This window comes from Leifsonia xyli subsp. cynodontis, from assembly GCF_050632205.1.
Taxonomy (GTDB): domain Bacteria; phylum Actinomycetota; class Actinomycetes; order Actinomycetales; family Microbacteriaceae; genus Leifsonia; species Leifsonia xyli_D.
Genome location: NZ_CP192578.1, coordinates 3703848 through 3726773, shown reverse-complemented (window position 1 = coordinate 3726773; position 22926 = coordinate 3703848). Strand labels below are relative to the sequence as shown.

16 protein-coding genes and 1 pseudogene are annotated in these 22926 nt (G+C 70.8%); all 17 read right to left on the bottom strand.

Annotated features, from left to right (window positions below):
• Positions 1 to 71: 71 nt before the first annotated feature.
• The 17 genes and pseudogenes from ACQ86M_RS18725 to ACQ86M_RS18645 all read right to left on the bottom strand — a co-directional run bounded on the left by ACQ86M_RS18725 (position 72) and on the right by ACQ86M_RS18645 (position 22884).
• Positions 72 to 473: a VOC family protein gene (locus tag ACQ86M_RS18725; RefSeq protein WP_431246548.1), complete on the bottom strand. Its 402-nt coding sequence runs from the start codon at positions 471 to 473 to the stop codon at positions 72 to 74.
• Between the two features lie 5 nt (positions 474 to 478).
• Positions 479 to 910, bottom strand: a complete 432-nt coding sequence (locus ACQ86M_RS18720; protein WP_431246547.1) for a carboxymuconolactone decarboxylase family protein — start codon at positions 908 to 910, stop codon at positions 479 to 481.
• 114 nt (positions 911 to 1024) lie between these two features.
• The gene (locus tag ACQ86M_RS18715; RefSeq protein ID WP_431246546.1) at positions 1025 to 2953 is read right to left on the bottom strand and encodes a glycoside hydrolase family 127 protein; all 1929 of its coding nucleotides are present in this window, start codon (positions 2951 to 2953) and stop codon (positions 1025 to 1027) included.
• A complete protein-coding gene (locus ACQ86M_RS18710; protein ID WP_431246545.1) occupies positions 2950 to 4653 on the bottom strand; it encodes an amylo-alpha-1,6-glucosidase in 1704 nt (567 codons plus the stop codon). Before ACQ86M_RS18710 ends, ACQ86M_RS18715 begins: the two co-directional genes overlap by 4 nt.
• Before the next feature lies 1 nt (position 4654).
• On the bottom strand, positions 4655 to 5473 hold the full coding sequence (locus ACQ86M_RS18705) for a carbohydrate ABC transporter permease (protein WP_431219986.1): 819 nt from the start codon (positions 5471 to 5473) through the stop codon (positions 4655 to 4657).
• On the bottom strand, positions 5470 to 6441 hold the full coding sequence (locus tag ACQ86M_RS18700) for a carbohydrate ABC transporter permease (protein ID WP_431246544.1): 972 nt from the start codon (positions 6439 to 6441) through the stop codon (positions 5470 to 5472). The genes ACQ86M_RS18705 and ACQ86M_RS18700 overlap by 4 nt, the downstream gene beginning before the upstream one ends.
• Positions 6442 to 6469: 28 nt before the next feature.
• On the bottom strand, positions 6470 to 7720 hold the full coding sequence (locus tag ACQ86M_RS18695; protein ID WP_431246543.1) for a sugar ABC transporter substrate-binding protein: 1251 nt from the start codon (positions 7718 to 7720) through the stop codon (positions 6470 to 6472).
• A gap of 70 nt (positions 7721 to 7790) precedes the next feature.
• Complete coding sequence (locus ACQ86M_RS18690; protein WP_431246542.1) at positions 7791 to 8798, bottom strand: LacI family DNA-binding transcriptional regulator; 1008 nt, start codon at positions 8796 to 8798, stop codon at positions 7791 to 7793.
• 214 nt (positions 8799 to 9012) lie between these two features.
• Entirely contained in the window at positions 9013 to 10008 is a 996-nt protein-coding gene (locus ACQ86M_RS18685) for a LacI family DNA-binding transcriptional regulator (protein WP_431246541.1), read from the bottom strand.
• Between the two features lie 158 nt (positions 10009 to 10166).
• Entirely contained in the window at positions 10167 to 11144 is a 978-nt protein-coding gene (locus tag ACQ86M_RS18680) for an NAD-dependent epimerase/dehydratase family protein (RefSeq protein ID WP_431246540.1), read from the bottom strand.
• A complete protein-coding gene (locus ACQ86M_RS18675) occupies positions 11141 to 11581 on the bottom strand; it encodes a MerR family transcriptional regulator (RefSeq protein ID WP_431246539.1) in 441 nt (146 codons plus the stop codon). The genes ACQ86M_RS18680 and ACQ86M_RS18675 overlap by 4 nt, the downstream gene beginning before the upstream one ends.
• A 51-nt stretch (positions 11582 to 11632) precedes the next feature.
• The gene (locus tag ACQ86M_RS18670; protein ID WP_431246538.1) at positions 11633 to 13837 is read right to left on the bottom strand and encodes an alpha-galactosidase; all 2205 of its coding nucleotides are present in this window, start codon (positions 13835 to 13837) and stop codon (positions 11633 to 11635) included.
• A 36-nt stretch (positions 13838 to 13873) separates the two neighbouring features.
• On the bottom strand, positions 13874 to 17017 hold the full coding sequence (locus tag ACQ86M_RS18665) for a glycoside hydrolase family 2 TIM barrel-domain containing protein (RefSeq protein ID WP_431246537.1): 3144 nt from the start codon (positions 17015 to 17017) through the stop codon (positions 13874 to 13876).
• A gap of 10 nt (positions 17018 to 17027) precedes the next feature.
• Positions 17028 to 19995: pseudogene (locus tag ACQ86M_RS18660) on the bottom strand (alpha-mannosidase).
• A gap of 59 nt (positions 19996 to 20054) precedes the next feature.
• The gene (locus ACQ86M_RS18655) at positions 20055 to 20870 is read right to left on the bottom strand and encodes a ThuA domain-containing protein (protein WP_431246536.1); all 816 of its coding nucleotides are present in this window, start codon (positions 20868 to 20870) and stop codon (positions 20055 to 20057) included.
• Positions 20867 to 22030 (bottom strand): Gfo/Idh/MocA family protein, encoded by a 1164-nt coding sequence (locus ACQ86M_RS18650; protein WP_431246535.1) that lies wholly within the window; start codon positions 22028 to 22030, stop codon positions 20867 to 20869. The genes ACQ86M_RS18655 and ACQ86M_RS18650 overlap by 4 nt, the downstream gene beginning before the upstream one ends.
• Before the next feature lie 8 nt (positions 22031 to 22038).
• The gene (locus tag ACQ86M_RS18645; RefSeq protein ID WP_431246534.1) at positions 22039 to 22884 is read right to left on the bottom strand and encodes a carbohydrate ABC transporter permease; all 846 of its coding nucleotides are present in this window, start codon (positions 22882 to 22884) and stop codon (positions 22039 to 22041) included.
• Positions 22885 to 22926: the final 42 nt, after the last annotated feature.

Below are 22926 nucleotides of genomic sequence, written 5' to 3'. Positions count from 1 at the left end.
TCGACCTGCGAGATCGTGATCTCAACCTAGTGGGGAAGCCGCCAGGAGAAAAGGGTTTGGGCGCGCTTTTTTCAGGCGGGCTGCTCGAGTTCGATGAGAGTGCCTTCCGGATCGCGCACGAAGCAGCGCGCGCCGCCCCACTCCGGGCGATGCACGTCGGAGGCCGCGACCGCACCCCGGGCGAGCACCCGCTCGCGCAGGCCCTCGCAGTCCTCCGTCTCGATCACGAGCACCGCTCCCGGACGGTCCCGCCGGGCAGGCACGGTCATGATCACATCCGGGAGGTCGGCGGCGGGATGCCCCTGCTCGGCGATCGAGAGCCGCATGCCGTTGCGGGTGAGCGTCACATAGGCGGGGTCCTCGTAGACGGCCTCCACCTCGAAGCCGAGAGCGTCGGCGTAGAAGCGGGCGAGGGCTCCTGAATCGGCAGCAGCGAGGATCACGCCCACGCGAACGATCGCCGACGCATCCATCGGGCTCAGCCCTCGCCGCCCTGGCCGGTCGACGTGCCCGCGTCGTCGTAGGCGTCGCCGCTCGGCTGCAGCGGCGTGATGCCGATCACGTCCTGCCAGGCGCCGACCCCCCACTGGAACGCCACAACGCCGGCCTCGGGCAGCGCGATCTCGATCGCCTCCAGGATCTCCTCCGGCGAGACGCCGAGGTCGAGGGCGACGCGGATGTGGCTGCGCAGCTGCGGGAGCGGCGCCCGCATCACCGTCAGGCTCAGGATGAAGAGGAGCTCCTTGGTCGCGCGCGACAGCCGCCGTTGTTTGAGATAGGCCGCATCCACCAGGGCGTTCGCGGCTTGGAGGGTGGGGAAGTCCGCGGCGGCCATCACCTTGTGATAGTCGAGCACGTATCCGCGCTCCGCCGCCATGCGATCGATGTAGTCCTGGGCCGTATCCGTCATGCGAACCATCCCTCATCAGTATGAGAACCGTGTCTCATCTTATGAGAAGAGTGGAGATGATGGTAGGGCGGGGACTCGGCTGCCGACCCCGATGACGTGCCGGCAGCCGAGCGTTCAGCGGCCTGTCGCGGGCATCCACACCCGCATCAGGCTGGGGCCCCTGTTCGCCCAGTGGGCGTAGGGGACCAACTCTGCGATCAGCGCCTCCTGCGGCCTCGGCTGCTCGCCCTCGCCCCACCGACGGTAGGGCCAGTCCGGGTCGGCGGCCTCCTCCTCGACGACGAGCGCCACTGCCGCGCCCCGGGCGGTGGGTTGCGGATCGGCGCGCGGGTCCACCCTGACGGCCCCGAACGGCGTCCCCTCGGGCAGATCGACCGACTCCAGGCAGAGCACGAGCGGACCGCGCTCGACGGCGACCGTGCCCCGGACGGCATCGATCCTCGTGTCGGGCACGGTGAAGCGGGGCGCCACATCCAGCTCGAGCACGATCTCGTCGCCCGGCCGGAACATCCGCCGGATGGTCAGCGTGTCGCCGTCGATCGGAACCTCTTCGCCGTTCACCGCGGCCCGGGAGCGGTGCCGCGACCATGCCGGGATCCGCAACGAGACGGCGTATTCGCCCGGGCTGCCGACGGTGACGACGACGCGTCCGTCGAAGGGGTAGCCGGTTCGCACGCCGAGTGCCACCCGTCGTCCGTCGGGAAGGGCCGTGTCCAGATCGAGGTCGCCGTACTGGTGCAGCTGCACGCCGTCGTCGTCCGCCGTGGCGAAGTAGGAGGCGACGCTGGCGAGCGTGCGCGCGACGTTGGTCGGGCAGCACGAGACCTCGAACCAGGCGGCGCGCAGGTTGGCCTCGGCGCGCTCGCTCAGCTCGTCGTCGTTCGTCTCCGAGGCGCGCTCCCGCTGGTGGAGGGTGTTCGCGTAGTAGAACGCGCGGCCGTCCTCCCGCGGCGAGACGAGCACCGCGTTGAGCAGTGTCCGCTCGATCGAGTCGGCGTGACGCGCGTCGCCACCCTGAAGCAGCAGCCTCCAGCCGACCATCACGGACCCGATCGCCGCGCACGTCTCGGCGTAGGCGCGGTCGGGCGGCAGCTCGTGGTCGGCGCCGAACTCCTCGTTCTGGTGATGGGCGCCGATCCCCCCGGTGAGATAGGTGCGGTGCGCGACGGTGTTCCGCCACTGCCGTTCGACGGCGTCGAGCAGCGCGTCGTCGCCCGTCTCGACCGCGACGTCCGCCGCGCCGGAGGCGAAGTAGGCCGCGCGGACCGCGTGCCCGCGCAGCACGGTGGCCTCACGCACGGGCACGTCGTCCAGGAAGTAGTCGCTTCCCTGGAACAGCGTGGTCTTCAGCGTGCGCCGTCCCCGCCGCTCCACGAACAGGCGTGCCTGCTCGATGTAGCGCGGCTCGTCGAGCGCGCGCCCCAGCTCGACGAGGGCCGGCTCGATCTCCGGGTGCCCGCAGATCGCGTCCCGGCCATCGGCGCCGAATTCCCGGACGACGTGGTCGGCCAGGCGCTGCGCGGTCGTCACCAGGAGATCGTCGGGGTGGCCGCTGCGGGCGCGGGCGACCGCAGCCTGCAGGAGGTGGCCGAAGCAGTAGAGTTCGTGGCCCCATTCGAGGTCGCTGTACCGGGCCCGCTGCCCGGGCCGGCCGAACGCGGTGTGCAGGTACCCGTCGTCCTCCTGCGCGCCGGCCACCCGCGAGACGAGCGCGTCGAAGCGGCCTTCGAGCGCGGCGTCCGGCCTGCGGCCGAGTTCCCACGCCATCGCCTCCAGCAGCTTGTAGACCTCGGAGTCGACGAACTCGATGCCGTCGTGGTGCTGCGCCACGGTGCCCGCGGCAGCCCGATCGAAGTTGCCGATCCAGCCGATGCGCTCCATCCAGCTCTCGCAGTGTTCGAGGATCGTGGTGGCGTTGAGCTCCTGCCACCGCCCCCAGAACCCGCCCGTGATGCGGAGCTCGTCGGAACCGAGCGGCCGCAGCAGCGAGCGCGACGGGACCACCGGTCCTCCCGGTCGGACGGCGCGGATGGTGTCGGTCATCGATCCCCCGTAGGTGTCAGGTCGGCCGCGAGCAGCAGGTAGACGGCCGCGGTCCAGGTGTATGCGCGGTCCCGGAGCCCCTCGCCGGTCAGCGCGTCGAAGTTCTCGGCGAACCCGGAGCGCTCGCAGGCGGCCAGGAACGCACGGCCGACGCGTTCGGCGAGGCCCGTGTGCCCGGCCCGGCGCAGGCCGTCGACGATGAGGTACGTGGATGGCGCCCACACTGGCCCGCGCCAGTAGCCGTCGGACTCGTAGAGCGGCGAATCCGGCGGTTCGGTCGCCGGCCCCCACGGGGTCAGGTGCTCCTCGACGGAACGGGCGAGGACGGCGCTGACGTCGGCGGGCAGCCGCTCGCCGAGCACCAGGGGCACGGATCCGAGCAGGCTCGTGGTCGTCGACGGCTCGCCGTCGGCGACCCCGCGGGCGACGAACCGGTCGCCGACCCAGAGCTCGCCGAAGAGCGCGCGTTCCAGTTCGGTCCGCGCGTCCGTCCACTCGGCCGGCGATTCGCCGAGCTCCGTCGCCAGCCGTGCCACCTCATCCAGTTGCAGGATCAGGAACGCAGCCAGGTCGGGCGACTCCACGACGCGGTTCCGGTCGAACAGCGTGGCGTTGTCCCAGCCGCTGTCGTTGCCGTGCTGGTAGTACGGGAGCGAGTGCCCAGGAGCGCGCCTGCTCTCGAGCCAGAACCGGGTCCACCGGGCGAGCCGGCGGTAGACCAGCCGGAGGGCGCCGTCGTCGAACGGGACGGTGACGCGCTCGCGGAGCATGCGGAAGGCCCAGCCGTGGATCGGCGGCTTCACGAAGTTGTACAGCACCTCGGAGTGGGTGACCGAGTCGGGCAGCGCTCCCCCGTCGTCCTGGTGGTCGAACGGCAGCAGGAACTGATCGAGCGCGGCGTCCGCGTCCAGACCGGCGAGGGCGAGCGCGTTGAAGCAGTGGTCCCACGACCACACCTTGTCCATCCAGTGCTTCGACATCAGGATCGCCTCGCGGCCGACGAAGCCCGCCGGCTCGACCGTCGCCGACCACAGCACGTACGCGGCCTTCACCGCGGCGGGCGTCGCCTCCGCGTCGCCCAGCACCCCGGCGCAGTAGCGCGAGAACTCCGTGCGGCGGCGGGCGACGAGTTCGTCGAACGCGGTGACGGGCGCGGCGCGCCGCACACCGGCCGCGGTCTCGGCGATCCGCACCTCCCAGTCCTCGGTGGCGGCGAAGCCGACGTCGCGCGGTCCGGCGCCCAGGGCTCCGTCGCCGGTGACCGTCGCCTCGCCCGCCAGCACGGTGAAGCGGTAGCGCCTCCCGGTCTCATAGCTCGTCAACGTCACCGCTCCGTCCACCGGATCGGTGAACAGGTACCCGCCCGTGAACGGCGTCAGCTCGTCGGAGGCCGCGAACCGCATCCCCAGTCCGCGACCGCGGAACCGCACGGCGTCGGGGCCGTCGAAGACCGCCTCCACCACGCCGTCGGCATCGCTCCAGACGACCCGCGACGGGGTCGCGGCGAGGTCGGCGGCCACACGCTCCCGCCGCTCGGGGATGAGGCGCAGCACCGGGTGCATGCCCGTGGTGTGCGAGACGAGGTGGATGTCGTCGACCACTCTGTGCATGCCGACCACCGGTGAGAGGTCGAGCCACGAGCCGCGCACGGAGAACGGCAGCTCCCTGAGGTCGAGGGGGATGTCGGTGAACGCCGCCACGTCAGTCCTTCACCGCGCCGGCGGTCACACCGGCGGCCACGTACTTCTGGGCGATGACGAGCAGGATCGCTGCGGGGATCGACGCGACGACGGCCGTGGCCATGATCGCGTTCCACTCCTGGTTGTTGTTGCCGATGTACTTGTAGATGCCCAGCGTGATCGTCTGCATGCTGCCGCCGCTGTTCAGCGTCGACGAGAAGATGAAGTCGGACCAGGCCCAGAGGAAGGCGAACAGCGACACCGTGACGATGGAGTTGCGGCTCACGGGCAGCACGATCGAGCGGAAGGTGCGCCACGTGCTCGCGCCGTCGATCTTCGCGGCGTTCATCAGCTCATCCGGGATGCCCGACATGAACGCGGAGAAGATCAGCACCCCGAACGGGACGGCGATGGTCGAGTCGGCGATGACCAGGCCCCAGACGGTGTTGAGGATCCCGAGGTTCAGGTAGATCGCGTAGAACCCCATCGCCATGATGATGCCGGGGATCATCTGCGCGATCAGGAGCAGGAAGTTGAGCACGCCCCGACCGCGCGGGCGCAGCTTCGCCAGCGAGTACGCCGCCGGCGCGGAGATCACGACGGTGAGCGCGACCGTGCCGAGGCCGATCAGCAGGCTCGTCGCGAGGTACGGCAGCTGCTGGTCGAGCACTGCCTGGTAGCCCTCGAAAGTGGCGTGGATCGGGAACAGGTTCGGCGGGCTCTTCCTCATCTCGGAGGTCGGTGTGAGCGAGACGTTGATCATCCAGTAGACGGGGAAGAGCATGATCACGGTCAGCGCGACGCCGACCGCGGTCTTCCACCAGGGTCGCCGGCGGTTCATGCGAGGTCCTGCTTTCGCTGGGTGCGGATGTAGATGAAGCCGAAGACGAGCGCGATCACGATGAGCACGTTGCCGACCGCGGCCGCGGGGCTGAAGTCCGGCAGCGTGGACGCGAAGCCGAGCTGGTACGACCAGGTCGCGAGCGTCGTCGACGAGGTGCCGGGGCCGCCGCGGGTCATGATCCAGATGATGTCGAAGACCTTCAGCGTGTAGATCAGGCCGAGAAGCAGTGTGATCGCGGAGACGGGGCGCAGCAGCGGGAAGGTGATGCGCCAGAAGCGCTGCCAGCCGTTGGCGCCGTCGAGCGACGCGGCCTCGTAGAGCTCCGCCGGGATGTTCTGCAGGCCCGAGTAGAGGATGACGAGATTGAAGGGGATGCCGATCCAGATGTTGGCGATGGTCACGCTCGTGAGCGCCCAGTCGGGCGACGTGAGCCAGTTGATCCCGGGCAGACCGAACGCCTCCAGAGCGGCGTTGACGACGCCGGAGTCGCTGTTCAGCATCCACGACCAGGTGGATGCGGAGACGATCAGCGGCAGCAGCCAGGGCACCAGGAACAGTGCGCGCAGCGTGCCGGAGAGGCGGAAGTTCTGGTGGAAGAACACGGCCAGCGCCATGCCGATCGTGAACTGGAAGGCGATCGACACGAGGGTGAAGACCGCGGTGTGCCAGAGCGCCGGCCCGAAGGTCGGGTCCTGGAGCACCTTGACGTAGTTGTCGAAGCCGACGAAGGGGGCGTCGCCCATGACGAACGACCGCACGGTGTAGTCACGGACGCTGAGCTCGATGTTGCGGTAGAGCGGGAAGGCGTAGAAGACGACCAGGTAGATCACCACGGGCGCCAGAAACGCCCAGGCGGCCCACTGGCCGCGGCGGCGAGGCCGACGGGGCACGGACGAGACGGCGGCCCGAGCCGTCTCGCCCGCGCGCCCGGCGGTGCTGCGCGACGCTGTCTGAGTAGTTGTCATCGGGGGTTCCTCAGTGCGTGAGCGGGTGTTACTTGGTGGCTGCTGCCGCGGCCGACTGAGCGGCCTTCAGGGCGTCGGCCGGAGACTGCGAGCCGCTCAGCGCGTTCTGCACTGCGCCCCACAGCTCCTTGGAGATCTTCGGGTAGTTGGTGCCCAGGTTGTCGCTGGTGCGGCCCTTGGCGGCGGCCACCGCATCCACCCACGGCTTGAGCTCCGGGTTCGCGGCGACCTGCTCCTTCTGAGCGGCCTCGGTCGGAGCGATGTACGAGAGGGTGGTGTCCGTCTTCACGAAGCTCTTGGTGCTGGTGAGGCACTCGGCGATCTTCTTCGACGTGGCGTAGCGGGACGTGTCCTTCTGCACCGGGAGGGTCATGAACTCGCCGCCCGTCGGAGCCGGAGCGGGCCCGCCGTCCATCGCGGGAACGGTCAGGATGCCGTAGTCGATTCCGGCCTTCTTGACGTTCCCGAGCTGCCAGGTGCCGTTCTCACCGAACGCGAAGTCGCCGGTGGCGAACTCCTGCCAGCTGGTGGTCTGGGTGTTGTTGATGACCGAGTTGGGCGCGTAGCCCTTCTTCACCCAGTCGGTCCAGAGCGTCAGGGCCTGCACCGACTTGGCGGAGTCGAGGTGCTTCAGGTCCGCTCCGGAGCCCCAGAACCAGGGGAGGTACTGGAAGCTGCCCTCCTCGGTCCCGATCGCCGAGAACGTGATGCCCTTCTTGCCGGCGGCCGTCACCTTGGCGAGCGCGTCGGTCAGCGTGCTCCAGTCCTTGATGGTGGCGACATCCACGCCGGCCGCGTCGAGCACCTTCTTGTTGTAGTACAGCGCGAGGGTGTTCGCGCCGATCGGGACGCCGTAGGTCTTCCCGTCGATCTGGCCGGCGGCCAGGATGTTCTTCTGGATGTCCGCGGTGTCGAGCTTGTTCTCGGCAGTGCTGGTCAGGATGCCCGCGTCGGCCAGGGTCGAGACGACGGGGTTGTCGACCAGCAGCAGGTCGGGCGAGCTGCCCTGCTGGCCGGCGAGGAGCGCCTTGTTGGTCAGGTCGCTGGTGTCGTAGCCGGTGCGCTTGACGGTGACGCCGGCGTCCGTGCCGCACTGCTCCACGAGCTTCGTCCAATCGGCGGATGCGTCGAACTGGGGGTACGGGTCCCAGAACGTGTAGGTCCCGCCCGCACTGCTGCCGGAACCCGAGCCGGAGCCCGAGCAGGCGGCGACGCCGGCGACGATCGCGGCGGCGACGACCGTGGCGCCGATCAGGCGCGTGGTCTTCTTGGTGATCACAGTATTCCTCCTTGAATCGTGCATTGCATGGTGTCGGCCGTGAGCGCTGAGCAGGCTGCGTGGGACGTTTTCATCGGGTGCTCCCACGGTCGGTTATTTCCGGGGCGACGAAACGCGTCACCGTCGGGCCGGCGAGATCGGGGGAGGTGATCCGCCGGACGAGTTGCCGGACCGCCGAGCGGCCCAGCTCGTTGGGCGAGCTCTCCACTGCCGTGTACGGCAGCGAGAAGGCCCGACCGAAGTTCGTGGCATAGAGGCTGACGACCGAGAGGTCGTCGGGGACGCGCACACCGCGGGCGGTGAGCACGGACGGCAGTGCGGCGATCGTGGCGTCGTTGTGCACGATGATCGCCGTGGCGTTCGGGCGGGCATCCAGGATGGCGTTGATGCTGCGGCCGATCTCCGGCTGACGCGACTCGCCGTAATAGGGATGCATCTGCAGCCCGTACCGTGCCGCCCGCTCGAGCGCGGCGTCGCGGAACCGCCAGCCGTACGCCCCACCGCGCTCGAACACGTGCAGCGGCGGAGAGACGACGACGATCTCGCGGTGACCACGGGCATGCAGGTGGTCGACCAGCATGCGGGCGGACTCCCCGAAATCGAGGTCGAAGACGTCGAGGCCCTCGGTGTGCTTGGGAAGGCCGACGAGGGCTCCTGGCTGAGGCGCGTCGCGCATCGCATCCAGACGCGGGTCCTCGTGGACCACGTCGAGCAGCACGACGCCGTCGATCATGCCCGAGCTGGTGACGCGGCGCAGGGCCGCGACGCTGTCGAGCTCGGTGACCAGCAGGATGTCGTAGCCGAGCTCACGGGCCGTGTCGGACACCGGCAGGATGTACTCGAACATCGCCGGGGCGAACTCGTCCGCGTGGAACTGGGTGAACAGGCCGATGACCATCGTCTGCGAGGTGGCGAGCGCGCGCGCACCGGCATTGACGATGAAGCCGAGGGAGGCGATGGCCTCCTCGATCCGGCGTCGGGTCTCGTCGGAGATCGATCGCTTTCCCGAGAGCGCGTAGGACACGGTGCTCGTGGAGACGCCCGCGGCACGGGCCACGTCGGTGATGGTCACGGCCATCGCCCCTCCTCCACTCCATCGGGAAGGCGGTTCGTTATCGAACCGCTTCGATGAAAGTAGCGCAGTCGCGGGGGAAAACAAGTCGAACCGCTTCGCTACCCGGGCGAAAGTGGGAATTCCGCCGCTGGAGAGGGTCGCTTCGGCCGACGGATGAGCGGTCTCAGCCGGGGTTCACGCCGGAAACGAACCGCTTCGACACCTGCCGGATGGCCCCTCAGACCGGCGGCCGGGTCGTCCCGCGGTCGACGAATCCCGGCGCGATCAAGCGCACCTGCGTGGCGTCTGCCCCCGCCGGATCGGCGATGCGCTCGACCAGGCGGTTGACCGCCCACTCCCCCAGGGCCTCGGGCCGGGTGTCCACGGCCGTGTAGGGCAATGAGAAGGCTGTGCCGAACTCCGCCGAGAACATGCCGATGACGGACAGGTCGTCGGGAACCACGATGCCGCGATCGTGGAGGAGGGACGGCAGGGCGGCGATCGTGGCGTCGTTGTGCACGACGAGACCCGTGGCGTGCGGGAACCGGTCCAGCGCCGCCGCTAGGGCCTGGCCGAGCGCCGGCTGACGGGATTCTCCTTCGACGACGTGCACCTGGATCCCGTGGCGTGCGGCCCGCTCCACCGCCGCGTCGCGGAAGCGCCAGGCGTACGACCCGCCGCGTTCGTAGACCTGGCGGGGCGGAGTGATCACCAGGAGCTCCCGGTGCCCGAGGTCGGCCAGATGGTCGACGGCGATCCGCGCGGCCTCGCCGAAATCGAGGTCGACCGCGTCGAAGCCCTCCGCATCCCGCGCGTATCCGATCAGGGCGACGGGCTGCCGGGCCTGCCGCAGCGGCTCGAGCCGCGGATCGTCGTAGGTGACGTCCAGGAGCACAACGCCGTCGACCATCGACGAGGAGGTCGTGCGGCGGACGGCCGAATCGACATCCGGGTCGGTGACCATCAGCAGGTCGAAGCCGTGCGTCCGTGCCGTCGTGGAGACCGGGAGCACGTACTGCAGCATCGCGGGGGCGAACTCGTCCTCCTCGAACTGGAGGAACAACCCGAGGACGTTCGTCTGCGACAGTGCCAGGGCTCGCGCTCCGGCGTTGGGCGTGAAGTCCAGCTCCACGATGGCCCGCTGGATGCGCTCGCGCGTCTCCTCGGAGATCGCGCGCTTGCCGGAGAGGGCATAGGACACGGTGCTCACCGTCACACCAGCGGCTCGCGCCACGTCCCGGATCGTCGCCGCCATCGCCCTCCCGTTCGCCGGAGACATTGTCGCACGCGCAAAGGGCCGGACCCGACGTCGCGGGCCCACCGCTTCGCGCGTGACGACGCTCCGCGGTGAAGTCGAACCGGTTCGAGACGCACGGCCGGGTACCGCTCGGGCTACCGCGGCGCGAGCAGCCCGAGGTCGCGCAGGCTCTCCGCCGTCTCCACGATGGTCTCGACGGCCGGCCGTGGACGGAACCCCAGCTCGCTCTTCGCCCGCTCGTTGTGGATGACGAGAGGTGCGGGCTCGTCGCCCGGCGCCTCCTGCGTGGTGACCCGCGCGGCGAGGTCCCCGAGCCGATCGCGCAGCACGTTCGCGACGTCGAGGAACGTCAGGGTCGGGCCGTCGGCGAGCAGCAGGTACCGCCGGCCGGCCGCCTCGGGTGTCGTCATGGCCGCGATGTGCGCCGACGAGACATCGCGCACGTCCGCGATCCCGAAGCGCTGACGCGGCACCGCCGTCATCGTGCCGTCCAGCATCCCCGTGAAGAACTGGAGCGACGAGCGGGCGGCGGTGGTGAGCGTCGGGCCGGCGATCCAGGTCGGATTGAGGGCGACGAGCTCGAGGTCGCCTCCCTCGCGCTCGACGTAGTCCCACGCGGCGCGCTCGGCCACCGTCTTGGACAGCGGGTAGGCCGGCAGGCCCGGAGTGGCCGGGTCGGTCCAGTCGGCCTCGGTGTAGTCGCGCACCGGTTTCGGCGAGTACCCGACCGCCGCGAAGGACGACGTGAACACGACACGCCGGGAGCCGGCATCCCGGGCGGCGCGCAGCACACGGAGCGCGCCGTCACGGGCCGGCACGACGACCTCGTCCGGAACGGACGACTGCACCATCGGCGAGGCCACATGGTAGACCTCTTCGATCCCCGCCAACGCCGCGTCCCATCCCTCGTCGTCGGTGAGGGAGGCAGTCGCGAAGAAGAGGGCGGTGTCGTCCACTCCGGCTCGCCCGACGGCGGCCCGGACCTCCTCGGCGCGCTCCGGCGACCGGACGGTCGTGCGCACGGCGGCGCCGGAGGCCAGCAGGTCGGCGATGAGGCGGGTGGCGAGGTAGCCGGTGCCGCCGGTGATCAGGATGGTGGGGTCGGTGCTCAACGGAACGTCTCCTCGAGTCGGGGAAGGATGGAATGGAGCTCGGTCTGTGCGGCGGCCTCGGCCGCGTCATCGCCGCTGTCGCGGGCGTCCCACAGCTCGGCTTTTGCGCGCAGATAGTCGAGGTGGACGCGCAGGGTCGCGATCTGCTGCTCCACGCGGACGGCGTGCCGGAGCAGGATGTCGCGCTGCTCACCCGCCGCCTCGCGGCCGCGCCGCCGGTTCGCCTGGTAGGTGCGCATATCCTCGATGCCGACGCCCATCGCCCGCAGGCAGGCGAGCACCTGCGCGGTGTCGAGATCCGCTTCGGCGTAACGGCGGTGACCGCTGCTCTCGTCGCGCGCGATCGGCCCGAGCAGACCGACATCCTCGTAGTAGCGCAGCGTCGGCTCGCTCAGCCCGCTCTGCCGGGACACGTCCTGGATGGTCAACAACGTCATGCGCCCATCACAACAGACCTCAAGCGCTTGAAGTCAAGCGCGTCTGCGTGATCAGACCGCGGTGACCTTCAGGACGATCACGCGCTCGGGCAGCGACCGAGGCAGCTGCAGCCCCGCTGCGGTGAGCGCACGCCCGCTGAGCACCGTCCCGGTGCCGTCCCCGTACCAGAGCGAGTCGGCCCGGTCGGGGTCCGGGGTCCCCACGACGACCGGTGCGACGCGGTAGAGGGTGTCCGGCGCCAGGCCGGGGAGCGTGAAGCGGCCGTGGGGGGACTCGTTCGGGCGACCGAGGAAGGCGAGGAAGAACAGCGCCTCCGCCCTGTCGGCGGCGACCGTCCCGTACAGCTGGAAGGCCGGGTCGATCTCGTCCGCCCGCACCACGTCCCCGCTGTGCAGGAGGTCGCGGTGCCGGATGTGGAAGGCGACCCACTCGGCCAGATCGGCGAGGTCCCGCTCCGTGGCCCGTGCCAGATCCCACTCGATGCCGAAGTGACCGAAGACCGCCGTGCCGGCACGGTACGACAGAGCGAGGTCGCGTCCGGTGGTGTGGTTCACGCGTGAGCCGACGTGCGACCCGACCAGCTCCGGCGGGAGGAGCTGCATCGTCCACCGGTCGATCTGCTGGCGCTCGACCGGGTCGACGCAGTCGCTCGCCCAGACCCGGTCGGTGTGCTCGAGCACGCCGAGGTCGACCCGCGCGCCGCCGGAGGAGCAGGACTCGATCTCGAGCCCCGGGAACCGCCGTTTGAGCTCGTCCATCAGCCGATAGGCGGCGAGGGTCTGCTCGTGCACGCCCGCCGCCCCGGTCGGGGAGGTCCCGGCGTCGATGAGGTCGCGGTTGTGATCCCACTTGACGTAGGCGACGTCGTACTCGGTGAGGATGGCCGACATCCGCTCGAGGATGTGGTCGTAGGCCCCCGGGATCCCGAGGTTCAGCACCTGCTGGTGGCGGGACCGGATCGGGAGGCGGCCGCCGGTCTGCATGATCCACTCGGGATGCTCGCGCGCGAGGTCGCTGTCCTCGTTCACCATCTCGGGCTCGAACCACAGCCCGAACTCCATGCCCAGTTCGCCGACGCGCTGGATCAGGGGGCCGAGACCGTCGGGCCAGACCTCGGGATCGACGACCCAGTCGCCGAGACCGCGGGTGTCGTCGCGGCGGCCCGCGAACCAGCCGTCGTCGAGCACGTAGCGCTCGACGCCGACGGCGGCCGCACGCTCGGCGAGCCCCAGGAGCCGGTCGAGATCGTGGTCGAAGTACACCGCCTCCCAGACGTTGAGCGTCACCGGGCGGGGACGGGAGGGGTGCGTGGGGCGCCCCCGCAGGTAGCGGTGGAACCGGTGCGCCTGCTCGTCGAGACCGTCGCCGTACGCGCCGTAGATCCACGGTCCGCGGTAGCTCTCGCCCTCGGCCAGCAGGATCTCGCCCGGCAGGAGCAGCTCGCCGCCGCCGATCACCTGCGCCCCGGTGGACAACCGCTCGGCGTAGTGGCGGTGGTTGCCGCTGAACGCGACGTGGACGCCCCACACCTCACCGTGCCGGAAGCCGAAACCGGGGACGCCGGCGCTCAGCACGGTCGCCGCATCCGGGCCGGTGCGTCCCTTGCGGCCCTCGCGCTCGTGCGTGCCGACGACGAGCTCCCGGCGCTGGGGGATGCGCTCCCGACTCCACCGTCCGGCGAAATCCAGCAGTTCGCGGGCCCGGGAGGGCAGTGGGAGCATGACGTTGAGCTCCGTCACCTCGTACGTCCCGTGTCCGTCGTTGCCGACCGCGGCCCGGGTGCGCACCAGCCCGCCGGCGAGCAGCTCGAACTCGAGCGTGAGAGTCAGGCCGGCCACCCCATCCTGCGCCCGGAACGTCACAGCGGCCGGGCCGGTCTCGACCAGCCGCCCGTCCCGGCGGATGGGATCGCCGGTGGTCGAATCGACCTCGATGGCTGCGACCGTGAAGAGCGGCGACCAGTCGGCGCCGCTCCTGTGGCCGATCAGGCCCGGCCGCCCCTCCCATCCCGCGTGGTGCTCGGGGAGGAGGGCGACGCGAACGGGCTGGTCGACCACGTTGCCGGTCGCCGGCTCCTCGGCCGCGATGGCGAGTGCGCTGACACTGTCGGCGGTCTGGGGCCCGAGGGACGCACCCCAGTGCACCACCGCGGGCAGGCGGCCGGCCGTGGCGTCGATGACGACGCTCACTCCGGCTGCCGTGAGATGCAGGAGCAGGTCGGGGGCCGGTTCGTTCGTGGTCACGGAGAACTCCATCGTCGGGGTCGCGGGCGGCGGGCCGCAGCCGGCAGGTCAGAACGCGGTGAACCTGAAGGACATCGACCGCGCTTCGGGACGCAGCAGCGCATCCGGCCACACATCCGGACCGCAGGCGCGCGAGCCCAGCCCGTTCTGCGCCGCATCCAGGTAGAGGTGGGTCGCGTTCGGGGCCGGAAGCTCGTGCTGGTGGGCGGCGACGCCGATCTGCTCGGCCGTGTGCCGCGCGAGGGTGAACCCGGGCCGGCGGCCGCGCGCATCCTCCCCCGCGTCGATCCGCAGCCATTCGCGGCCGTCCGACAGCAGGTCGATCGTGCGCAGGTCGCTCCGATGGCCGCTCTCCTGCGGCCAGGCGTACGGGACGGTCAACTCGTCGATGCCGGCGCGGTAGCGACCGACGAGCACGCCCCGGCGCGAATCGGGGTACGACTCCCCCGGCCCGGTGCCGAACCACTCCGCCTCGTCGACGTCGGCCGGCAGGTCGAAGCGGACTCCGGCGCGCGGCCACACGAGGGTCCAGCGGGAGCTGGGGATCAGCTGCAGGGTGAGGAGCACAGCGTCGCCGTCCGTCTCCCACCACTCGTCGAGCGTGACGGACTCGCGGGTGTCGGCGGCGGCCCAGCGGGTCCGGCGCCGCAGCGAGGCCCCGGTTCTCGAGATGTCGAGCACCCGCCCGCTCAGTCGGTCGAGTCCGGCTTCGCGCCACAGCGACGCGTAGGAGGGGCCGGGGATGCCGAGCCCGCGTCCGGCCATCGGGTCGCTGACGTCGTAGCTCCCCAGGTGCGCTCCGCCGTCGTTGTCGGTCGGGGCACGCCAGAGTTGCAGGCGTGGACCGGTGACCGGCCGTCCGCCCAACGCCATCAGGCGGCCGTCCGCGAACTCCGCGGGACCGAGGGCGTAGCGGCCGGCGACCTCGAGGGGCGGCGCGAGACCGGCGCCCTTCGGCCCGCGCGTCCGGAGGGACGGCTCCTCGGCACGGGTCGACCGCAGCAGGACCTGCGAGGCGGCGAGCACGTGACCCCGGGAGGCCCACGTGGTGTCGCCGGCGAGCGCCGCCGACACGGTGAACCACACTTCGCCGGAGTCCTCGCCGGGAGTCCGGTCGTCGAGCACGCTCTCGACCACGCTCTCGACCACGGCGGACGCGCCGGCGGGCAGAGCCCCGCCGCCCTCCCCCTGGACCTCCAGCACACCCTCGGCGATCCGCTCCCCGTCACGCTCCACCCGCCACGGGAAGACCAGGTCCCGGGTGTCGGACGAGTGACGCAGGTTGCGAACGCGGACCGACACGGTCCTGCTCTCGACGTCGATGTCGAAGCGGATCGGCGCGGTCACCGCCGCGAACTCCACCAGGCCCGGCGTCGGGGTGCCGTCGGACAGCACCATCCCGTCCATGCAGAAGTGCCCGTCGTGCACGCCCGTCTCGCCGAAGTCGCCGCCGTAGCCGAAGAACTCCACCCCGTCGGCCGTCCGGGTGCGGATGCCGTGGTCGCGCCACTCCCACACGAAGCCGCCGTGCAGCCGGGGGTAGCGGTCGACCAGGCCCTCGTAGAGGTCGATGCCGCCCGGGCCGTTGCCCATGGCGTGGACGTACTCGCAGAGCAGGAAGGGCTTGGTGCGCTGGCGAGCGGACTGCGCTCCCGAGGCGTTCAGGAGCAGTGCCGTGGAGTCGTCCCCGATGCTCGTCACCTCGGCGATGGAGGCGTACATCCGCGAGTAGACGTCGGTGTAGTCCCCGGCGTGGTCGCCTTCGTAGTGCACGGGGCGACCGGCATCGCGGGCGTGCACCCACTCCGCCATCGCCGCGAGGTTCGCCCCGGTGCCCGACTCGTTGCCCAGCGACCACATCACGATGCTCGGGTGATTCTTGTCCCGCTCCACCGTCCGCTCGATACGGTCGAGATACGTCGCGCGCCAGGCGGGATCCTCGCTCGGGTTGTCCATCCACTCGTCGGTGCCCGGTTCGAACTGGCTGCCGCCGTGATGGAAGGCGTGCGTCTCGAGGTCGCACTCCAGCATCACCCAGAACCCCAGCTCGTCGGCGAGATCGAGCACGCGGGGATGCGGCGGGTAGTGCGCTGTGCGGATCGCGTTGACGTTGTGCCGCTTCATCAGCTCGAGATCGCGGCGGACGAACTGCTCGTCGAAGCCGCGTCCCCGGTCCGGGTCGGTCTCGTGACGGTTCATCCCGTGGAAGACGACCCGGCGCCCGTTCACGAGGAACCGGTCGCCGACGATCTCGACCGTGCGGAAACCGAGCCGGAGCGCGATGGTCTCGGCGCCGCCCCTGCTCACCACCGACGCGTCGTAGAGTCGGGGGCTCTCCGCCGTCCAGGGCTCGACGGCCCCGATGCGGACGGGCGCGATCGCGGACGCGTCCTCCCACTCGGCCTCGATCCCGAGCTCGGGAACGAGCAGGCGCACGGGGAAGGCGTCCTCCTGCACGCGGAGCTCGGTGTGCAGGATCCCGGCCCCGGTGCGGTGGTCGTACTCGGCGCGGACCCAGACGTCCTCGATTCCGCCGACGGGTCGCGCCTGCAGGGTGACCTCCCGGAAGATGCCCGGCAGCCACCACTGGTCCTGATCCTCGACATAGGTGGAGGCGGACCACTGGTGCACGCGGACGGCGATCGTGTTGAGACCGCCGCGCAGCGCCTCTGTCACGTCGAACTCCTGCGCCAGCCGCGACCCGGTGCCGATGCCGATCTCGACGCCGTTCAGCCAGACGCGGTAGCGGGACTCGACCCCCTCGAACCGCAGCACGACCGCCTCATAGGTCGCGGCATCCAGCCACCCGGCCGGCAGCTCGAACGTCCGCCGGTGGTCGCCGGTGGGGTTCTCGTCGGGCGAGAAGGGCGGGTCCTGGGGGAACGGGAGTTGGACGTTCGTGTACTGCGGAGCACCGTACCGGCCGTCTCCGTGCAGCACCCAATGGCTGGGGACGGGGAGCTCGTCCCACCCGGAGTCGTCGAAGGCCGGGTCGGCGAAGGCCTCCGTCGTTTCGCCGGGAGGCAGCACGTCGGGAGCCCCCAGTGCGCCGGGGACCCCGGCCAGCAGACGGAAGCGCCAGTCGCCGTTCAGCGACAGCGTCGGCGCGTCCGAGTGCAGCCACGATCGGGCGGCACGGCGCCTGCCGCGCCCCGGGCCGACGTCGTTCAGGTAGTGGTCCCTGTCCAGCACAGAACTTCCCTCACTCCGCGGCACGGGGCGCGCGGAATCTCACCGTAACGATCTCGAAGGGGTGGAGCGCGAGTTCGACCCGGCGCGTCGATGTCGCACGGACGGCATCGGACTCCAGGGGGCGTTCGAGCAGGTCGGTCGCCCAGGCGTCATCCCAGTCGATCGACGTGGTCAGCGTCGCGGACGAGCGGTCGCCGTGCGCCTCATAGAGCCGCACCACCAGGTCGCCGCTTCCGTCCTCCGCCAGCTTCACGGCCTCGACCACCACAGCCGGGTCCGACACGGCGACGAGCGGCGCCACCGGCGTGCCACGAAGCGGCCGGGGTGGCAGGCTCTGCCGATAACCGTCCTGGATCGCCTCGGGGATGCCGCCGGGGCGGAGGCTCACCGTGAAGGCGTGCCTGCCGTGATCGGCGCCCGGGTCGGGATACCGCGGGGCCCGCAGCAGCGACAGCCGCGCCATCGCCATGGGCCGTCCCGACGGCGCTTCGAGCGTGCGGATGTCGTGGCCGTAGACCACGTCGTTCGCGATGGCGACCCCCAGCCCGGCTCGCCCACCTGGATCCAGCGGTGCGCGACCGTCTCGAAGCGGGCGGCATCCCACGATGTGTTGCGGTGGATGGCGCGGTGCAGATGCCCGAACTGGATCTCGGACGCCGCGCGGTCGGCGCGGACATCGAGCGGGAACGCGAGCTTCAGCAGCTTCTGCGATTCGCGCCACTCGATGTCGTACGCGAGATCGATGCGTCCATCGAGGAGCCGGATGCGCAGATCGAGTGTCGAGCCGCCGAACGCGTGCCGCACGGCGACGGCGTCCCCGTCGATCCGCACGTCGACCGGTTCCAGCAGTTCGCGGCCGGAGCGCTGGTCCTCCTCGTTGATGTCCCAGGCATCCCACTCGCGCGGAGTGTCGCGCAGCAGGTGCAGCACGCCGCCGGCCATCCCCTCCGGGAGCACTTCCCGGTCGGCCACCAGGTCGCGCAGCGAGACGAGCACGCCACGGCTGTCGACGACGGCCCGGAGCGCGGCGTCCTCCAGCACGAACCCGTCGCCGTCGATCCTCGGTCCGGCAGCCGCCGGCACGTACGCGGCGCCGATGCCCATGGCCGGCACCCCGTCCAGGGCGAGCGGACCCGCGTTGGCCGCCAGCGGCTCGTCGCCGTCCCCGCCGAGCGCCGCGAGCGCAGTCTCGATCAGCTCGTTCAGGCTCGCCGCGACCTCCTCGTAGGCGGCCTCGGCGTCCTGGTGCACCCAGGCGATGGAGCTGCCCGGCAGGATGTCGTGGAACTGCAGGAGCAGCACCGTCCGCCAGGCCTCGCGCAACGCATCCGCGGGGTACGGCGCACCGCGCAGGATCGTCGCGGTCGCCGCCCACAGTTCGGCCTGCCGCAGCAGCGCCTCGCTGTGCCGGTTGCCGCGCTTCGTCTTCTGCTGCGAGACGAGCGTGCCTCTATGCAGTTCGAGGTACAGCTCGCCGACCCACACCGGCGGGGTGGGCGACTCGGCCTCGGCGACCGTGAAGAAGGAGTGCGGATCCGACAGCTCCACCCGGGGCGAGCCTTCGAGGTCGCGCTTGCGGGCCGCCTGCGCGAGCATCTCGCGGGTGGGTCCGCCGCCGCCGTCTCCCCAGCCGAACAGCCCGAGAACCTCCCGCGCCGAGCCCTTCTCGCTGAACGTCCGCTCGGTCCGCGCGAGGTCGAGCGCGCCGAGATCGGAGTTGTACGTGTCGGCCGGCGGCAGGTGCGCGAACAGGCGCGATCCGTCGATGCCCTCCCAGTGGAAGGTCGAGTAGGGGATGCGGTTGGTCTCGTTCCACGACGGCTTCTGCGTGACGAAGTAGCGGGCGCCCGCAGCACGCGCGATCTGCGGGAGTGCGGCGCTATAGCCGAAGGAGTCCGGAAGCCACACCTCGTCGCTCTCGACGCCGAACTGCTCCTGGAAGAACCGCTTGCCCATCACGAACTGGCGCGCCAGGGCCTCCCCGCCGGGCATGTTCGTGTCGGATTCGACCCACATGCCGCCCACCGGCCGGATGCGCCCTGCGGCGACCGCCGCGCGGACCCGCTCGAACAGCGCGGGCTGGCTCTCCTGCAGCCAGGCGTACTGCTGGGCGGAGGAGGCGGCGAAGACGAAGTCGGGATCCCGCTCGATGAGGTCGAGGACGTTGGCGAACGTCCGCGCGACCTTGCGGACCGTCTCCCGGGTCGGCCAGAGCCACGCGCAGTCGATGTGCGCGTGCCCGACCGCCGACACGCGGAGGGCGCTGGATGCGGCGGGCGCGGCGAGCACCCCGGCGAGCGCGTCCCGTCCGGCCCCAGCCGTTCCGGACACGTCGTCGGGGTCCATGACGTCGACCATGCGCTCGAGCGCGTGCACGATCTGAGCACGCCGGGCGCCGTCCCGCGGCAGCACGTCGACCAGCCCGTCGAGGGTGACGACATCCTGCAGCAGCTCCCACACCGTGAGGTCCCGGCGGGCGATCTCCAGCCGCACCAGCCGGTAGAGGGGTTCTCGCCTGCCGTGGCGCGGTCGCCCAGAGGGGTCGGCTCGTACTCGTACGGCACCTGGATCATCGGGTTCGCGGCCGCCTCCAGCAGCAGCCGGAACGGGCCGGCCTCAGGCAGCGGCACCCACGCGTTGAACGGCTCGATCGCCTTCACGATCGAACCGTCCGGGCGGTAGGCGGTCGCTTCGGCCTGGAACCCCGGCTGCTCCCCGGTGAAACCGAGGTCGACCACGAGCTCCACCTCGTCCGCCGGCCAGCCGTCCGGGACCTCGCCGCGCACGTCGAACCAGACGGTGTCCCAGGGGCGGCCCCACGGCACCCCCACCTCGATCGGCTCGAACGGATGCGTCACGGCCTCCGCGAAGGGGACCGGCTCGCCGCCGACCTGCCAACTGAAGACGTCCACCGGGTGCGACTCCGCGTACAGGGCCGGCTGGATGCGGAACCGCGTGAACCGCCGGACCCGCTGCATCGCGAGCGTCTCGGCGTCCAGCCGCGCGCGTCCGTTCGGGTTGGACTCCTCCGTCACGCTCAGCTCTCCCGCGACGCGATGGGCTCGCGGGTGTAGTAGTCGACCAGGCCGTCGGGGGACGGCAGCACCGGACGGTCGAACTCGCCGGTCAGGTACATCGGCGTGACCACGTAGGGCTCCCGCGCCCGCTCCGGGCGCGCCCAGCGGACGCCGTTGGCGATCACGCGCTGCACCTCCGGCTGGTGGTAGACCGGGAACACCTCGTCACCCGGGCTGAAGTAGAAGACGCGCCCGTAGCCGCGGCGGTACGTGACGCCGCTGCGGAACACCTCGCCGCCGGAGAAGCTGCTGATGAAGACCAGCTCGTCGGGCTCCGGGATGTCGAAGAACTCGCCGTACATCTCCTGCCCGGGGATGATGATCGGCTGGGGAACGCCCTCCGCGATCGGATGCCGGGGAGAGATCGTCCAGACCAGCTCGCGGTCGGCGTCGTTGCGCCAGCGGAGGCTGCAGGTCGTGCCCATGAGGCGGCGGAAGATCTTCGAGTGGTGCCCCGAGTGCAGCACGATGATCCCCATGCCCTCGAGGACATGACGGTGGATGCGGTCGACGACCTCGTCGTCCACCTCGTCGTGCGCGGTGTGCCCCCACCAGAGGAGCACGTCCGTCGCCGCGAGCGTCTCCTCGGTCATGCCGTGCTCCGGCTCATCCAGCACGCGGGTGGACACGGTCACGCCCTCCCCGAGGAGGGCGGAGATGCCGTCGGCGATGGTGGTGTGCATCCCCTCCGGGTAGATCCCACGGACGACCGGGTTCACCTGTTCGTGGCGGTTCTCGCCCCAGACGACGACGCGGATCGGTTCGGTGGTTGTCATCGGGCGCCTCCTGACGCGATCGTGGCCGGGGCGGAGCCCCAGGCCGGTGTGGCGATACCGTCGGCAGCGCTGTTCCATGAGGTGAGCTGGGCGGCGACGTCGTCGCTCCGCTCGTCGGCGACGGCCTGGGCGAGCGACTCCTCGAGCAGCTCGGCGATGACGACCCGCTCGCCGCCGCGCTCGCTGCTCCGGATCGCGCCCTCGACCATTGCGAGGCTGAGCACGTTGGCCCGAACCTCGTTCTGCGGGGTCGTGCCGGCCCGCAGCGCCGTCACGAACTCCTCCAGAGATCCCTCGATCCCCTCGCGGCCGTGCGGAACATCGATCCCGACGCCGTCCGCCTCCACCCGCACGACGTCGTCGCCGTCCCAGGATGCGGCGCCGCGCTCGGCGTAGACGCGCCAGTCGGCGTTCCACGACGTCTGCAGTCCGGGCGTGCAGCGGCTGCCGGCGTAGACGAAGCGGGCGCCGGAGGCCAGCTCGAACTCGGCGGACGCCGCGGCGTCGCCGGCGAACCAGCTCCACGGCGGGTTCCATGAGCTGCAGCGCACGGCGACCGGTTCGTCGCCGGTCAGGTAGCGCAGCTGGTCGAAGTGGTGGATGGACATGTCCACCAGCAGCGGATGCGCCATCTGCTCCCGGAAGCCGGGCTCGTGATCGGCGTGGAAGAACTGCGCGTTCACCGTCGCGAGCGACCCCAAGGCGCGGACCGCGTCGCGGAACGCCGCCAGGTGGTCGAAGTACCGGCGGGACTGGCTCACCATGAGCAGTTCGCCCGCGACGTCGGCGAGGGCCACCTGACGGAGGGCCTCGGCCACGGTCGGGGCGAGCGGTTTCTCGCACAGCACGGGCAACCCGGCGCGCAGCGCCTGCTCGTTGACCACCCGGTGGGCCTGCGGAACCGTCACATTGATGACGGCCGCGGCTCCGGCGCGCTCGGCGACCTCCGCGACGGAGGCGCCCACCACGACGTCATCGAGCCCGGCGGAGGCGGCGGTGGAGGCGGCGAGCGCGACGTCGAGGTCGACGACGCCGACCGGGACCGCGTGCGGCGACCGCGCGAGCATCCGGATCCACTCGCCGCCCATGGCCCCGGCGCCGACGACGACGACGGGAAGACGGCCGGCCGACGGGCTGCCGCCCGTGGTGGATTCGTTCATGGAGGTGGTCACCCTTTCACCGCGCCGCCGAGGCTGGAGCGGAGCAGGTGCTTGCGCACGAAGACGTAGAGGATGGCGGGCGGGGCGACGTACACGATCGCGCTGGCGGCCAAGAGGCCCCAGTCGACCTGGTTGTGCTCGCTGAAGGCCCGGAACAGTCCGATGGAGAGCGGGTACAGCTCCTGGCTCTGCAGCATCACGAGCGGGGTGAGGAAGTCGCCCCAGACGTTCATGAAGGTCAGCATCGCCGCGGCGCCGAGACCCGGGCCGACGAGCGGCATGACGACCCGCCAGATGGCCTGGAAGCGGGTGTTCCCGTCCACCCACGCGGCCTCCTCCAGTTCGATCGGCACCGCCGCGATGGTGCCCTTGAGCAGCCACAGCGTGATCGGCAGCTGGAGCACCGCCTCGACCAGGATCAGCCCGAACAGCGTATTGGTGAGCTGGAGGTTCACCATGATCAGGTAGAGCGGCACGATGGTGGCGGGCGCCGGGATGACCCGAATGAGCAGGATGCCGTACATGAAGGTGCGGCGGCCCGGGAAGTTGTAGCGCGCCAGGGCGTACCCACCCGCGACCCCGAGGACGAGGTTCAGCGCTGTCGCGCCGATACCGATGATGAGGCTGTTGACGAGCAGCTGAGGGGTGCCCGAGTTGGTGAAGAAGCGCACGAAGTTCCCGAACGACAACGCCGGCAGCTGCACGTTGGGGCCGGCGTGCCCGTCGACGGAGCTCAGGACCACCCAGGCGAAGGGCACGAGGCAGAACAGCGCCAGGAGCACCAGCAGGAGGTAGCCGAGCACCCGCTGCACCCGGTCGACCGGAGTCAGCGGACGCCGGCGGAAGCGGCGCACCGCGGCGGGGGCGCGGCGGCGGAATCCGGCGTCACGTTCCGG